This is a genomic window from Bradyrhizobium sp. SSBR45G, from assembly GCF_030159255.1.
Lineage (GTDB): Bacteria > Pseudomonadota > Alphaproteobacteria > Rhizobiales > Xanthobacteraceae > Bradyrhizobium.
The window spans coordinates 42,519-55,660 of sequence record NZ_BSCT01000011.1 but is presented as its reverse complement, the minus strand read 5'-3'; the positions used below and the strand labels follow the sequence as shown (position 1 = coordinate 55,660).

Genomic DNA, 13,142 nt, shown 5'->3' with positions numbered 1-13,142 from the left:
CTGATGCGCGACTCTTACGGTCGCGTCGTGCGCATGATAGCATGGTCGGCGACTTCGTTCAGCACCGGATTAGCCCCGTCATGTGCCGCAACATCAAGACGCTGTTCAATTTCGAGCCGCCTGCGACCGAGGCGGAGATTCAGGCCTCTGCGCTGCAGTTCGTGCGCAAGCTTTCGGGCTTCAATGCGCCGTCGCAGGCCAACGAGGCCGCCTTCGCACGTGCGGTCGAGGACGTGGCCGAGGCGGCGCGGCGGCTCCTGACCTCGCTGCACACCCAGGCCCCGCCGCGCGACCGCGAGATCGAGGCAGCCAAGGCGCGCGAGCGCTCGGCGATCAGGTTCGGCAGGCCCTGAGGCCGGCGGCCCCTCCGGCGGGAAGGACGGCGACGACACTCAGTCCTCGTCGTCCTCGTCACGGGCTTGCGCCTCGTGCTTCTTCTTTTTCTTGTGCTTCTTCTTTTTCTTCTTCTTGGGCACGTCGATCTCGTGCGGATCGTCGTCCTCGAACGCCTCCTCGAGCAGCTCGTCGTGCTCGGTGGCGGCAAAGATGTCGCGCACCGCGAGCAGCGCCGCCTCGCGCTCATGCGCCTCGCGGTCCCGGTTGCGCTTGTAATCGTCATAGGCGGCGAAGATCTGCTCCAGCCAGGGCATCAGCTGATCGATCGTCGGCAGCGTCCCGGTCGGTCCCGGCTCGCCACGCGGGCCCTCAGGGCCCGGCTTGCCGGGCGGGCCGGCCTCGCCGCGCGGCCCCTGCGGACCGGGCTTGCCCTGCGGTCCTGCCTTGCCGTCCGGGCCGGGCTTGCCGCGCTGCCCGTCCGGTCCGCGCCGTCCGGGCTGGCCCTGCGGGCCACGTGGGCCCACGGGGCCCTGCAGGCCGCGTCCGGCCGGATTCTTCGCCACTACCGCAACTCCGCTACAAACGGCTGATTCGCGGCGAAGCGTAACAGAGCCGCAACGATGGCAGCAATTGCAGCAGGGCTGCGAGGCCGATTGATCAACACCAATCGACGCCGCATCCTGATGAGTTCCACGCGATGGGATATCGCGTGGCCGCCGTCGTATCAGGCCGAATAGGCCGGCACCGCGATGCCGTCGGCCGTGTAGCTTCGGATCTTGTTCCGCAAGGTCCGCACGGGCATGCCGAGCAGCCGTGCAGCGTGGGTGCGATTGCCGTTGCAGCGCGCCAGGGTCTGAACGATGAGCTCGCGCTCGATCTCGGACAGCGGCGTGCCGATCAATAGCGGCAGAACCTCCGCCGCAGAGCGCGACGGTGGCATGGCAAGGGGAACGAGTGAGGGACTTGCGGCATCGGCTGACAACTCTTGAGACATGACTCCTCCCGATCAACGCCCGCGCCGCAACGAGAGACGACGCGAAAACATCGAGACCAACTAAACATCCAGCCCGTAAATCAACGTGGTCGGACAAGGTTAATGGGGCCTTAACACCGGCCTCGGGCCGCGCCGCAGGCCTTGAATACCCCGAAATGGCCTTGGTTTCGCTGATGTCTCGACCCATTTCGACGCGGCGAGAGCTCATTGCGGCGCGCACGGCCCCCGGCGGGCGCCCCCAAGACAGGGCCGAAAACCTCGACGCCGATCGGCTGATCATGCGGCCCGGCGCAACGGCTGGCGGGGCGGCATTTCGACCACACTGGCCGCGGCGCATGCGTGCTGCCGCGCAAAGGACTAAATTCGGCCCGATCGATTCGTTTGGTGGGGCATGATCGTCACGCACGGCCATCGAATTAACTCAAGTACACAGCGCTGGAGACTTCATCCATGAAAATTGCATCCTTGCTTCGCGGTCTGTTGGTGGCGCTCGTGGCCGCAACCGGCGCCATCCTGCCGGCGACGGCGCATGCGGATGGCGGCTTCATCACGCTGACCATCTACAAGGCGGGATGGATCATCGGCGGCTCCGGCGGCAGCGGCATGCTGAGCTTCCACGGCCGTGGCTATCCGCTGTCGACCGGCGGGCTCGACTGGGGTCTCGTGTTCGGCGGCTCGCGCACGGTGCTGCGCGGCCGGGTCAGCAACATCTACCGGCCTTCGGACGTCGAGGGCGTCTATGGCGCGGCCGGCGCCGGCCTCGCCGTCGGCCGCGGCGTGCGCGGCATCGTGCTGACCAACCAGAAGGGCGCGGTGCTGGAGCTGTCGGGTGAGCAGATCGGGCTGTTGGCCAATGTCGATCTGTCGGGACTCGCGATCACGATCAGGTAGTTGCGGCATCGTCCGATCGGCATTTGACGATCGCTGCCTCATAACAGGTGTCATCGCCCGCGGGCGATGACAGCCAGGGTGGAGTGGGCGTCGAGCCAACATCGTCGATCGACTGATCATGAATCCACGGTCTCGCCGCACGTCGTGCGCGAGGGATGCTTCAGGCGGCCCCTTGAAGATCGAGAGGGGCAGGGAAGGCCGGGAGCTCGCCGCTCCCATGGTCCGCGTGCAACAAAAAAGCACGCGGCAGAACCACAGGCTCGGCTGGGACATCCCGGCCTTCCCTGCGCGCATGGTCTGACGGCTTATACGTGGTCTCCCTGGTGCGCCGGCTTGTTGGCCACCATGGCGCGCGCCCCGCTTTCGCAAGAGCACGCACGTGATACCAGCTTCGGGGTATCAGGACATCACGACTTCGCCGTACGTGACGGCCTGGCGCTCGTCCGGCGCAGCCATCACGTCCACCGCGGCCCACCTCCACGTATCGTGACGACGCGTACGTCCCTCTGCATGAGGCGGGTTGGTCGAGAGCATCGTCGTGATTTGCCCGACGAGGCAAGCGTCGATGCTGCGACAAACTAACACGTCGGGCAGTTGGCGCATGGCGCGCATGCGCGGATTGCCCGACGAGCAGGGGCAGATTATGCCGACGCACGCGGACCGGTTTGCTCCGCAAGTGCTTCTAGGTGGATGATACTCATTAGTTGCTCGTCATGCCGGCCTTGACCCGGGCATCCACGTCATCCTGCGGACTCGGAGCGACGTGGATGGCCCGGGACGAGCCCGGCCATGGTGCCGCGGAGAGCACGCATAGGGTGGGCAAAGGCGCGCCCGTGATGTTCGTTGCTCATACGATGCTCCATCGCGCGCCGTGCCCACCACTATGCTGTCGAATGCGTGGCTCCAGGGAGCCCCCGGGCGGTTGCCTGGCTCGTGAGTTCGTTTCCCGCTGCGCTGTGCGATACAGCGCCCTCTCCCCTTGCGGGAGAGGGCATCGCCGGCCTATCAACTTGCTCGCTTGGGTGAGGGGTATCTATCCGCGAACCGCGCTCGTCGAGGCGTACCCCTCACCCGAGCGCACTTGCGGCGATGTCCTACATGCCCTCTCCCGCAAGGGGAGAGGGCGCAGTCATGGGCATCGGCACTCATCGTCAACCCGTTGCGTGCAGTGATGATGAGTTGATGATTGCGTGAGCCGGCAGCCGCGACCCGTCAATTCCCCGCCACATGCTCCGCCAGCTCGCGCCACGGCTGCAACGTCCACGCACCCGTTGCGGCGCCGGAGGGCGAGGCCAGCACGAACACGGTCGGAAAATCATCCTGGTCGGGCTGCAGCCCCAACGTGATCGCATGGGTCGGCCGGCGATAGAACAGGCTCGCGGCCTTCTTGCTGGTGAAGGCGACCGTCGCCGGCCGATGCTGCCGGATCTTTGCGGTCAAGCCCGCGACGTCGACGCCGGCTTTCAGCGCGACATGGTCCATGCCGGCACCCTGCTTGCAGAGATCGGTGAAGCCGATGCCGAGCGACAGCAGCGCCGGGAATTCCTCGGGCTGATACAGCCGCGGCGTCAGGCCGACGGCGAACAGCGTGCGCCAGAAGCGGTTGCCGGGATGGGCGTAGTAATGGCCGGTCGCGGCCGAGCGCTCGCTCGCGGCGGTGCCGACGAAGACGAGGCGCAGGCCGGGCCGGAGCTGGTCGGGCAGGCGGTCCATGGCGGCGTTGTCGCATTATTGCGCGGAACGCAACAGGCCATTGATGCCGCGCGGCGTTGTTGACGCGCGGCCGCGGGGCTACACGATGCGCCACACCAACGGGAGCACAGCATGTCGCAACGTCGCCTCTATGATTTCGCCTTGTCGGGCCACGCGCATCGCGCGCGGCTGATGCTGAGCCTGCTCGGCCTGCCCCACGAGATCGTCGCTGTCGACCTCAAGGGCGGCGCGCACAAGCGGCCGGACTTCCTCGCGCTCAATCCGTTCGGCCAGGTGCCGGTGCTGGTCGACGGCGACGCCGTGATCGCCGACTCCAATGCGATCCTGGTCTATCTCGCCGGCCGCTACGATGAGACCGGCCGCTGGCTGCCGCGCGATCCGCTCGGACAGGCGCAGGTCCAGCGCTGGCTGTCAGCCGCTGCCGGGCCCCTCGCGTTCGGCCCGGCCGCGGCGCGGGTGGCGACGCTGTTCGGCGCACCGCTCGACATCGCCAGGGCACATCAGATCGCCAGCGGCCTGTTCGCCGTGATGGAGCAGGAGCTCGGCCGCCGGCCCTTCCTCATCGGCGAGGCGCCGACCATCGCGGATGTGGCGCTCTACAGCTACACCGCGCACGCGCCCGAGGGCGGCGTGTCGCTGACGCTGTACCCGCATGTCAGGGCATGGCTGTCACGCATCGCGGATCTGCCCGGCTTCGTCCCGATGCAGGCGAGCCCGGTCGCCGGGGCCGCGTGATCGGTTGCCGGATAGCGCAGGGCCATCGCAGCGATGTGGAGGCGTCACGGCCTCATGGTTCGAGACGCGCCGCAAGCGGCGCTCCTCACCATGAGGGTCTTGAATGTCGCCGCGCCGTCCGTCCTCGTCCTGAGGAGCCCGCCGGAGGCGGGCGTCTCGAAGGACGGCCGCAGGGCGCTGTCGAACTCAAGCTCGCGGCCCTGTGCGATCGCCCTGCACAGCGAGGAGCGCGTTGCTTACAGGAAGCAGCGGCGCTCGTCGCGCAGCTTGAGCTGGATGGTGGTGGCCTCGACGAAGGTCGGCACCGGCTTGGAGACGATCTTGTAGGTCGACGGCCACTCCACCGGCTTCGACTGCAGCTCGGTGTTCCAGATCTGGCAGATGCCGGTGTTGTCCCAGCGGATCACGTAGTAGCCGCTCTTGGGCGCAGGCGCGGCGAAGGCGGACGTGGCGAGCGAGGTGGCTGCAAGCGCGGCGGCAGCAGCGAGAGCGGTCATGCGACGCATCATCAATCTCCTCAAACGAAACAACGAGATCGGCCCGTGGCTGCGAGCCTCCGACCCTGCGGCCGGATAACGCCGCAAGTGGTGCGACAAAAGCGCGCGCAAAGCAAGCCGCGCGTGCCGTCGTTCACAGCGATGTCCGGGTTGTGGATGACGACATGTGGTCGTCACAGGGGCCGGTCGGGGAGGGGCTACAACGTGCAGCGGCCCTGCCGGCGCAGCGTGACCTGCCGGGTGACGGCTTCGCTGAAGGTGGGCAGCGGCCGGCTGACGACCTGATAGCCCGAGGGCCACGGAATCGGCTTGAAGAACGCCTCGCTCCAGACCTGGCAGATGCCGCTATTGTCCCAGCGAATGATGTAGTAGCCGGCCTGCGCCGGGGTGGTGCCGAGCAGCGCGGCTGCAAGACCCGCGGACCAACAGACCATGGTGAAACGAGACATCGAGAAAACTCCGGCAACGAACTGGCCCCAGCCCGCGGCCGGCCGTGTGTCGGAGCGGTCTCGATCATTTTGAAGGCAGCCATGCCCGAATCATGCGGCAAAAGCGCGCGATCACGCCTGATGCAGAGCAGGCATGACGACGCCGGCGAGACGGCGCCGCGTTGGGCGTGACCTCCACGGCGCGCGCGATGTCCTGTGCGAAGATGCCGTCGCGACAGGCGCCGGTCGCGAGGTCGAGCGTGAACGGCACCCACTCCTCGTCGGGGGCGGAATAGGCCTCGCCGCGCAACTGATCTGCCGAGATGCTGACGCTGCGAAAGCCGTCCCAGGAGATCCGCGGACTCTGCCAGCGCATGCCGTCGGCGCCGATGGCGATGAAGTCGGTGAGCCGCTCGACCAGCACCAGGCCGAGCGCGTCGAGTGGGATGAGTTGCGTCACGTCACAGAGTGACGCTGTGACCGACGTGCGCGCAACGTCCACGACGCTGCCATGACCACGCGCGACGACGATGACGTCAGCGCCGTTGGGGTGCGCGAGCACGCGATCATAGCTGGTCTGGCCGCCGAGAAAGTTGCCGACCCAGGGATCGCCTCCCGCATCGGATGGCGCGGGATGGAAGCGCACCACGAGACCCTCGCGAAACGTCGGGAGATCGCTCTCTGGGAAGGAGATTGCAGGCGGCCCATAGGCCGGCAGGCCGGGCAGGATGTCGAAGCGGACGGGCATCGGCTGGAGGATGTCTGAAGGATTGACGTCGGACAACGATTGTCCGGCGTTGCACGCTCGGCGCTAGGGCGATGGCGTGTAGCTCAGGCGGGCAAATTCAGCCGGCGGGGCTGCCGCCTCCTGCACCGCGAAGCTCCTGTGATGATCGGCCACGCGATCGACGACGACCGCCGAACCGACCATCGTGACGCGTTGCGTGCTGCCGGAATTCCATTCGGTCGGCAACGCGTAGTAGGTCTTTCCAGCCATGGTGGTGAATTCGACCGGATGCGGAAGCCCGTTGATGGCGCGGCTCCAGGCGTTGTTTGGCACCTCCAGGGTGTGCTTTCCCGGAGCCAGCTCGACGGTGATGTATCGTCCGGGCGGGAGCGAAGCGACGGTCCTGCCATCGATGTCGATCGTGATCGGGAAGACGCTGACGTTGAACCCAGTCGGGCGCCCGACATGCAGCGCCGCATAGCCGGGCCGTGGCCCCTCCGGCGGCCTCGCCGCTTCGGTCTGAACCGGGACCGATGAGCAGCCGGCCGTCAGCGCGATTGCCAGGCCTGCAAGTTGCAAGGAGAGAGCCCGCCCCAACGCCGTCTTGAACCAAGCTGCCAACATTGAACCACGGCCCCCACCCAGGCGATATTCAATCATGGCGCACATCGCGATGACAAGAGGCGCTCGGCAGCTGATGTCGCCGAGACCATGCAGGTGGGCAAAGCAGCCGCCCGCAGGGCGGCAGCGTGCCCACCAGCGCGCTGCGAACTCATCGGTGAGACGGTGGGCACGGCGTCTCCGCGACCGCGCGGGGAGACAGTCGCGCTGCGCCTTTGCCCACCCTACGGTTTCGCGATCGCCGCGACGCCCTCGATCTCGATCAGCATCTTCGGATCGGGCAGCGCTGCTACCACACAGGTGGTGCGTGCAGGATAGGGCGCCGGCCCGAACGCTTGGGCATAGAGCCGGTTCATGGTCGCAACGTCAGAGGCGTGCGTCAGCAGCACGTTGACCTTGACGAGATCGCGCATATCAGCGCCGCCTTCAGTCAGGACACGAGTGAAGTTCGTGACGACGTTGGCGAATTGCGTTTCAAAATCATCTGGCAGATTGCCATGGGCGTCGAAGCCGGGAATGCCGGAGATGAAGAGGAGATCGCCGATCCGGGTGCCAAATGAGAGCGGCGGGGCTTTGATGTGAGGTGGGGCGGGGATGTGGTGGATGGGCATAGGTGCTCGTAGAGAATTGCGGAGTCTGGAATTCATCAAACAGAAGTGCTCGTATTGTTGACGGATCGTTTCAGTTGTAGATTCTTTCGATAGCACCTGTAATATTAACTCGGGGAATCGATGCTGAAGAGCGCCTAATCGTTTTTGGATTGCTCTGTTGCGGGGCGCTCTCGGTCACCTACCAAACACTCTCGGTCGGATGAGCCTGACGTATGAGCAGCGAAGAGAAGGATGAATCCGGGATAAATAAACTCAGCCTGAGTTTTGCGGCGATTAGGCCGACATATGAGGCGTTTACTAATAACTTGACTCATTTGCTTGGTACCCTTTTGACATCGAAGGGCATCGAGTTTCTGGCTATTGAGCCCAGAACAAAGACGGTGGAAAGTTTTAAGGCAAAGATTGTTCGTTCAAACAAGCAAGGTAAGTATGAATCGGTGGAGTCTGTTACCGATCTGACTGGAATTCGTATAATAGCTTACTATCAAAAAGACGTCGATGCTATATGTAAGTTAATTGAACGAAACTTCACTGTTGATCGGGAAAATTCCATTGATAAAAACGATGCTCTTGCCCCTGACAAGTTTGGCTATGTTTCGATTCACTACATCGTTTCGCACAGCAAGGATCGGGAAAGTCTAGCTGAGAATGCGGCTTTCTGCGGCTTGAAGGCTGAGATACAGATTAGAACGGTCCTTCAGCACGCGTGGGCGGCGTTGGATCGTAAGCTGCGTTACAATAATGAGGAGGACATTCCGCGTCCGGTGCGAAGGAAATTATTTCGCATAAGCGCTCTGCTTGAGGTTGCTGATGAGAATTTCTCGGAGATCGACCGAATTGTTGGTGAGTTGAGAGCAAAGTATGCGAGTGACATTAAGACCGGTAATTTTGATCAGGAAATTAACCTTGATTCGTTAGAAGTTTTCATGAGGGAAGCTGAATCGGTTCGAGTCTTGGTGCAAGAGGCGAGGAAATACTACGAGATTACGGGGGTAGATCAGAAGAGCTATTCAGATCCGGCTGTCCTGAAAAGTGTTAGTAACTTGGTGATGTCAGTTTATGTGGCAGGAATTAAAACTGTTCAACAGCTTAATGATGTTGTTGTGGAGTTCAATAAAGAAGCAAAGGAAACGTTTTTGCAGCTTGGTAAGCTTGAGAAAGGGTCTAGCTTTACCACAGCCGGGATCATTCGTCTTGCGCTGGTCTGTATAGTCAAAAAGGAAATCAGTATTCAAATTCTGCGCGTTCTGCCTTTCTACGGGAAGTTGCAAGGCGCTCTCTGGCGACTATTGCATCCGGAAGAAAAGCAAGATGCGTCCGAATTGGCTCTCTCATTCGATTCTTTGAGCATCGAAGCTGCCCGGCTTGCTCGTTTTCAAGGTCGGCTTATGGAAGATTTGGTGCCTAGCGCGCGGGCTCTTTCGAAGAAGAGACCGGCAAGTCCGCGTAAATCGGGGGGCTCACGAAAAAAATAGCCAGCATAACGCATATGGCGGTCCTCGCATTTCTGACATGTCGTTAGCTCAATCACGGACGCGCATTTTTGATTTCGCCTCAGCGTTTGGTTTGCGGCGGAATGTGCGAGGCTAGTTCGATTTCTCTTTGAGTATGGCCGGGCAAGCCCGGCCACTACAATGGAGGGATTTCAGCGCCTCAGGACAACGCCTTGTTGCTCTCCTTTACCTTCTCCGCATCGAGATACACACTCCCGCCCATTTCCTTGAACTTGGCGCTCATCTGGGCCATGCCGTCTTCGATGGTGCCGCTGATGGTCATGCCGACGGTGGCGGGGTCGTTCAGCGTGGCGGCGTAGTCGCGGACGTCCTGGGTGATCTTCATCGAGCAGAATTTGGGGCCGCACATCGAGCAGAAATGCGCGACCTTGTGGGCTTCCTTCGGCAGGGTCTCGTCGTGGAAGCTCTTGGCCGTGTCCGGGTCGAGGCCGAGGTTGAACTGGTCGGTCCAGCGGAAGTCGAAGCGGGCGCGGGACAGCGCGTCGTCGCGGAGCTGGGCGGCCGGGTGGCCCTTGGCGAGATCGGAGGCGTGGGCCGCGATCTTGTAGGTGATGACGCCGACCTTGACGTCATTGCGATCCGGCAGGCCGAGATGCTCCTTCGGCGTCACGTAGCACAGCATGGCGCAGCCGAACCAGCCGATCATGGCGGCACCGATGCCTGACGTGATGTGGTCGTAGCCCGGCGCGATGTCGGTGGTCAGCGGCCCGAGCGTGTAGAACGGGGCCTCGCCGCACTCCTTGAGCTGCTTGTCCATGTTGATCTTGATCTTGTGCATCGGCACGTGGCCGGGGCCCTCGATCATGACCTGGCAGCCCTTGTCCCATGCGATCTTGGTGAGCTCGCCGAGCGTCTCCAGTTCGGCAAACTGCGCGCGGTCGTTGGCATCCGCGATCGAGCCGGGGCGCAGGCCGTCGCCGAGCGAGAACGAGACGTCATACTTGCGCATGATGTCGCAGATCTCCTCGAAATGCGTGTAGAGGAAGCTCTCCTTGTGATGCGCGAGGCACCACTTGGCCATGATCGAGCCGCCGCGGCTGACGATGCCGGTGACGCGGCTCGCGGTGAGGTGGATGTAGGCGAGGCGCACGCCGGCGTGGATGGTGAAGTAGTCGACGCCCTGCTCGCACTGCTCGATCAGGGTGTCCTTGTAGAGCTCCCAGGTCAGCTGCACCGGATCGCCATTGCACTTCTCCAGCGCCTGGTAGATCGGCACGGTGCCGATCGGCACCGGCGCGTTGCGCAAAATCCATTCGCGGGTGGTGTGGATGTTGCGGCCGGTCGACAGGTCCATCACGGTGTCGGCGCCCCAGCGGATCGCCCACACCATCTTGTCCACTTCCTCTTCAACCGAGGAGGTCACCGCCGAGTTGCCGATATTGGCGTTGATCTTGGTCAGGAAGTTGCGGCCGATGATCATCGGCTCGAGTTCGGCGTGGTTGATGTTGCAGGGGATGATGGCGCGGCCGCGCGCGATCTCGGAGCGCACGAATTCCGGGGTGATGAAGGCGGGGACCTCGGCGCCAAAGCTCTCGCCGTCGGCGAGCGCGGCTTCGGCACGCTCGAGCTGGGTCTTGCGGCCGAGATTCTCGCGCTCGGCGACGTAGATCATCTCCTTGGTGATGATGCCGGCGCGGGCGAATTCGAGCTGGGTGATCTTGTGGCCGTCGAGGCCGCGCAACGGCTTGTGATGCGCGGTGAAGGCCTTGGCGGCCTTGTCGGCGCCGACATTGCCGTTGTCCTCCGGCTTGATGTCGCGGCCCTCATACTCCTCGACGCCGCCGCGCTCGCGCACCCAGGCGGAGCGGGCGCGCGACAGGCCGGCATTGACGTCGATCGTCACGGTCGGATCGGTGTAGGGGCCGGAGGTGTCGTACACCGGCAGGTTCGGCTCGCCGGCGCCTTCGGAGAGGATGATCTCGCGCAGCGGCACGCGCAGGTCGGGCGCGGTGTCGGGCGTCGCGTAGATCTTGCGCGAGGACGGCAGCGGTCCGGTGGTGACGGCGGGCAGCGTCGTGTCGGGATTGGAGCGGATGTTCATGGGATCCTCCTGGTCAATTGTTGTTGTTCCGGCCGAAAGGGCGCCCGGAGTTCAGAGGCGATGTGTCGAAGCGAAATGTCGCGGCGAAGGTAGTGCGCCCCCCTCCCCCCTGCGGGGAGGGGTTGGGGGTGGGGGTGCCCGGAGTTCGATGCTGATGATTGAGCGCGTGTTTGAACCCGTAGGGTGGATGTGGACCTCACACGAAGAGCTGTGCGCGTGGACCCCCACCCCCGACCCCTCCCCGCAAGGGGGAGGGGGGCGCACCGCGCTCCTGGCTGCGAGTTCGCGCAACGACTCTCAGACGCATTTGCAAAAGCTGCGCGCACTACGCCGGCTCCTTCGCTGCATCGAGCCAGGCGCGGACGCGGGCGTCGGGATCGGGGTTCTGGGTGACATCGCTGACGACGGCGATGGAGTCGGCGCCGGCGGCAAAGATCTCCGCGGCCTGCTCCAGCTTGATGCCGCCGATTGCGACCAGCGGGATGTTGCCGATGCGCTGCTTCCACACGCCGATCTTCGCGATGCCCTGCGGGGCGAAGCGCATTGCCTTCAGGGTGGTCGGGAAGATCGGGCCGAGCGCGACATAGTCGGGCTCGGCGGCGAGCGCGGTCTCCAGCTCGGCATCGTCATGCGTGGAGAGGCCGAGCGTGAGCCCGGCCTCCTTGATCGCCTTCACGTCGGCCTCGGCGAGGTCTTCCTGGCCGAGATGGACGTGTGACGCACCGGCGACAACAGCGGCGCGCCAGTAATCGTTGACGATCAGCCTGGTCGCCGTGCCCCTGGTGATGGCGAGCGCGTCGGTGACGATCTGCAGGGCCTGGCCGTCGTCGAGATTCTTGGCGCGCAATTGCACGGTGCCGACGCCGAGTTTCGCCAGGCGCTCGACCCAGGCGAGGCTGTCGACGACGGGATAGAAGCGATCAGGATACGGCATGCCAGAACGGTGTCCCAACGACAGGTGTGGAGGGCGAGGCGAAATCGCGGGCGTCCATCAGCCCGGCCTCGTAAGCGATGCGGCCGGCCTCACAGCCGAGCCGGAAGGCGCGCGCCATCGCGACCGGGTCGGCGGCCTTGGCGACGGCGGTGTTGAGCAGCACCGCGTCGTAGCCGAGCTCGAGCGCTTCGGCGGCGTGCGAGGGCGCGCCGAGGCCGGCGTCGACGACCAGGGTGATGTCGGGCAGGCGGTCGCGCAGCAGCTTCAAGGCGTCGCGGTTGATGATGCCTTTCGCGCTCCCGATCGGCGCGGCCCAGGGCATCACCACCTTGCAGCCGGCATCGACCAGGCGCATGGCGACCGAGAGATCCTCGGTGCAATAGGGGAAGACCTCGAAGCCGTCCTTGATCAGGATGCCGGCGGCCTCGACCAGGCCGATGACGTCCGGCTGCAAGGTGTCGTTGTCGCCGATGACTTCGAGCTTGATCCAGCTGGTGCCGAACAATTCGCGCGCGAGCTTCGCGGTGGTCACCGCCTCGCGCACGCTGCGGCAGCCGGCGGTGTTCGGCAGCACGGTGACACCAAGCTCGTTGATCAGCTTCCAGAACGCATCGCCGGATTTGCCGCCGGCCGATTCGCGCCGCAGCGACACGGTGACGATCTCGGCGCCGGAGGCGCGGATCGCGTCCTGCATGATGGCGGGTGAGGGATACAGCGCGGTGCCAATCAGCAGGCGGGAGGTGAAGGTCTTGTCGTAGAAGCTGGGCATTAGTTGTCTCCGTCGTTGCGGACGGTGGTCGCCACGATGGAGCCTGTCATCCCCGCGAAAGCGGGGATCCAGTATTCCAGAGGCAGTGCGGTTGAGCGGAGAGGCCGCGGCGTACTGGATCGCCCGGTCAAGCCGGGCGATGACAGTTGTGGGTGGGGCGCAGTCTCACCACACGTGTCGTCCCGGCGAACGCCGGGACCCATACCGCGTGATGTTGCGTGGGAAATCGGTGGGAGAGATCGGGCTTCAACACACCGGCCCGTGGTTATGGGTCCCCGCGTTCGCGGGGACGACAGTTGTATGTGTCGCGCGAGCGCGCGCTCCATCGACA

At 64.2% G+C, this 13,142-nt stretch carries 15 protein-coding genes; 4 read left to right on the top strand and 11 right to left on the bottom strand.

Going from position 1 to position 13,142, the window contains the following annotated elements; genetic code table 11:
- Positions 1 to 80: 80 nt before the first annotated feature.
- Positions 81 to 353 carry a DUF2277 domain-containing protein gene (locus QQL87_RS15590; RefSeq protein ID WP_284419831.1) on the top strand — a complete coding sequence of 91 codons (273 nt, stop codon included), beginning with the start codon at positions 81 to 83 and terminating at the stop codon, positions 351 to 353.
- Between the two features lie 39 nt (positions 354 to 392).
- On the opposite strand, the gene QQL87_RS15585 is transcribed toward QQL87_RS15590, so the two are convergent.
- Both QQL87_RS15585 and QQL87_RS15580 read right to left on the bottom strand, forming a co-directional pair.
- On the bottom strand, positions 393 to 899 hold the full coding sequence (locus QQL87_RS15585) for a collagen-like protein (RefSeq protein WP_284419832.1): 507 nt from the start codon (positions 897 to 899) through the stop codon (positions 393 to 395).
- A 161-nt stretch (positions 900 to 1,060) separates the two neighbouring features.
- Positions 1,061 to 1,330: a helix-turn-helix domain-containing protein gene (locus QQL87_RS15580; protein WP_284419833.1), complete on the bottom strand. Its 270-nt coding sequence runs from the start codon at positions 1,328 to 1,330 to the stop codon at positions 1,061 to 1,063.
- A gap of 450 nt (positions 1,331 to 1,780) precedes the next feature.
- Here QQL87_RS15580 and QQL87_RS15575 point away from each other — a divergent pair, with 450 nt between their 5' ends.
- Positions 1,781 to 2,221, top strand: coding sequence for a hypothetical protein (locus QQL87_RS15575; RefSeq protein WP_284419834.1), 441 nt, complete (start codon positions 1,781 to 1,783; stop codon positions 2,219 to 2,221).
- Between the two features lie 1,212 nt (positions 2,222 to 3,433).
- Here the strand turns inward: QQL87_RS15575 and QQL87_RS15570 are convergent.
- On the bottom strand, positions 3,434 to 3,934 hold the full coding sequence (locus QQL87_RS15570) for a mismatch-specific DNA-glycosylase (RefSeq protein WP_284419835.1): 501 nt from the start codon (positions 3,932 to 3,934) through the stop codon (positions 3,434 to 3,436).
- 111 nt (positions 3,935 to 4,045) lie between these two features.
- Here QQL87_RS15570 and QQL87_RS15565 point away from each other — a divergent pair, with 111 nt between their 5' ends.
- On the top strand, positions 4,046 to 4,669 hold the full coding sequence (locus tag QQL87_RS15565) for a glutathione S-transferase family protein (protein WP_284419836.1): 624 nt from the start codon (positions 4,046 to 4,048) through the stop codon (positions 4,667 to 4,669).
- 236 nt (positions 4,670 to 4,905) lie between these two features.
- Here the strand turns inward: QQL87_RS15565 and QQL87_RS15560 are convergent, their stop codons facing one another.
- The 5 genes from QQL87_RS15560 to QQL87_RS15540 form a co-directional block, all read right to left on the bottom strand.
- Positions 4,906 to 5,175, bottom strand: coding sequence for a hypothetical protein (locus tag QQL87_RS15560; RefSeq protein ID WP_284419837.1), 270 nt, complete (start codon positions 5,173 to 5,175; stop codon positions 4,906 to 4,908).
- Between the two features lie 188 nt (positions 5,176 to 5,363).
- Positions 5,364 to 5,615, bottom strand: a complete 252-nt coding sequence (locus QQL87_RS15555; RefSeq protein ID WP_284419838.1) for a hypothetical protein — start codon at positions 5,613 to 5,615, stop codon at positions 5,364 to 5,366.
- A gap of 64 nt (positions 5,616 to 5,679) precedes the next feature.
- Complete coding sequence (locus QQL87_RS15550) at positions 5,680 to 6,378, bottom strand: hypothetical protein (RefSeq protein WP_284419839.1); 699 nt, start codon at positions 6,376 to 6,378, stop codon at positions 5,680 to 5,682.
- A gap of 27 nt (positions 6,379 to 6,405) precedes the next feature.
- Positions 6,406 to 6,981 carry a hypothetical protein gene (locus QQL87_RS15545; protein WP_284419840.1) on the bottom strand — a complete coding sequence of 192 codons (576 nt, stop codon included), beginning with the start codon at positions 6,979 to 6,981 and terminating at the stop codon, positions 6,406 to 6,408.
- Positions 6,982 to 7,166: 185 nt separating this feature from the next.
- Positions 7,167 to 7,553: a RidA family protein gene (locus QQL87_RS15540; RefSeq protein WP_284419890.1), complete on the bottom strand. Its 387-nt coding sequence runs from the start codon at positions 7,551 to 7,553 to the stop codon at positions 7,167 to 7,169.
- Between the two features lie 212 nt (positions 7,554 to 7,765).
- Between QQL87_RS15540 and QQL87_RS15535 the strand changes: the two genes are divergently transcribed.
- The gene (locus QQL87_RS15535; protein ID WP_284419841.1) at positions 7,766 to 9,028 is read left to right on the top strand and encodes a GTP pyrophosphokinase; all 1,263 of its coding nucleotides are present in this window, start codon (positions 7,766 to 7,768) and stop codon (positions 9,026 to 9,028) included.
- A gap of 178 nt (positions 9,029 to 9,206) precedes the next feature.
- On the opposite strand, the gene thiC is transcribed toward QQL87_RS15535, so the two are convergent.
- The 3 genes from thiC to QQL87_RS15520 form a co-directional block, all read right to left on the bottom strand.
- Positions 9,207 to 11,108: a phosphomethylpyrimidine synthase ThiC gene (gene thiC / locus QQL87_RS15530; protein WP_284419842.1), complete on the bottom strand. Its 1,902-nt coding sequence runs from the start codon at positions 11,106 to 11,108 to the stop codon at positions 9,207 to 9,209.
- Between the two features lie 325 nt (positions 11,109 to 11,433).
- Entirely contained in the window at positions 11,434 to 12,042 is a 609-nt protein-coding gene (locus QQL87_RS15525) for a thiamine phosphate synthase (protein ID WP_284419844.1), read from the bottom strand.
- Positions 12,029 to 12,811, bottom strand: coding sequence for a thiazole synthase (locus tag QQL87_RS15520; RefSeq protein ID WP_284419845.1), 783 nt, complete (start codon positions 12,809 to 12,811; stop codon positions 12,029 to 12,031). The genes QQL87_RS15525 and QQL87_RS15520 overlap by 14 nt, the downstream gene beginning before the upstream one ends.
- Positions 12,812 to 13,142 lie beyond the last annotated feature (331 nt).

Excerpts from the sequence above, each read along its gene's own strand:
- QQL87_RS15590 (WP_284419831.1), top strand. The coding sequence starts at position 81 with ATGTGCCGCAACATCAAGACGCTGTTCAATTTCGAGCCGCCTGCGACC.
- QQL87_RS15580 (WP_284419833.1), bottom strand. The coding sequence starts at position 1,330 with ATGTCTCAAGAGTTGTCAGCCGATGCCGCAAGTCCCTCACTCGTTCCC.
- QQL87_RS15575 (WP_284419834.1), top strand. The coding sequence starts at position 1,781 with ATGAAAATTGCATCCTTGCTTCGCGGTCTGTTGGTGGCGCTCGTGGCC.
- QQL87_RS15570 (WP_284419835.1), bottom strand. The coding sequence starts at position 3,934 with ATGGACCGCCTGCCCGACCAGCTCCGGCCCGGCCTGCGCCTCGTCTTC.
- QQL87_RS15565 (WP_284419836.1), top strand. The coding sequence starts at position 4,046 with ATGTCGCAACGTCGCCTCTATGATTTCGCCTTGTCGGGCCACGCGCAT.
- QQL87_RS15560 (WP_284419837.1), bottom strand. The coding sequence starts at position 5,175 with ATGCGTCGCATGACCGCTCTCGCTGCTGCCGCCGCGCTTGCAGCCACC.
- QQL87_RS15555 (WP_284419838.1), bottom strand. The coding sequence starts at position 5,615 with ATGTCTCGTTTCACCATGGTCTGTTGGTCCGCGGGTCTTGCAGCCGCG.
- QQL87_RS15545 (WP_284419840.1), bottom strand. The coding sequence starts at position 6,981 with ATGATTGAATATCGCCTGGGTGGGGGCCGTGGTTCAATGTTGGCAGCT.
- QQL87_RS15540 (WP_284419890.1), bottom strand. The coding sequence starts at position 7,553 with ATGCCCATCCACCACATCCCCGCCCCACCTCACATCAAAGCCCCGCCG.
- QQL87_RS15535 (WP_284419841.1), top strand. The coding sequence starts at position 7,766 with ATGAGCAGCGAAGAGAAGGATGAATCCGGGATAAATAAACTCAGCCTG.
- thiC (WP_284419842.1), bottom strand. The coding sequence starts at position 11,108 with ATGAACATCCGCTCCAATCCCGACACGACGCTGCCCGCCGTCACCACC.
- QQL87_RS15525 (WP_284419844.1), bottom strand. The coding sequence starts at position 12,042 with ATGCCGTATCCTGATCGCTTCTATCCCGTCGTCGACAGCCTCGCCTGG.
- QQL87_RS15520 (WP_284419845.1), bottom strand. The coding sequence starts at position 12,811 with ATGCCCAGCTTCTACGACAAGACCTTCACCTCCCGCCTGCTGATTGGC.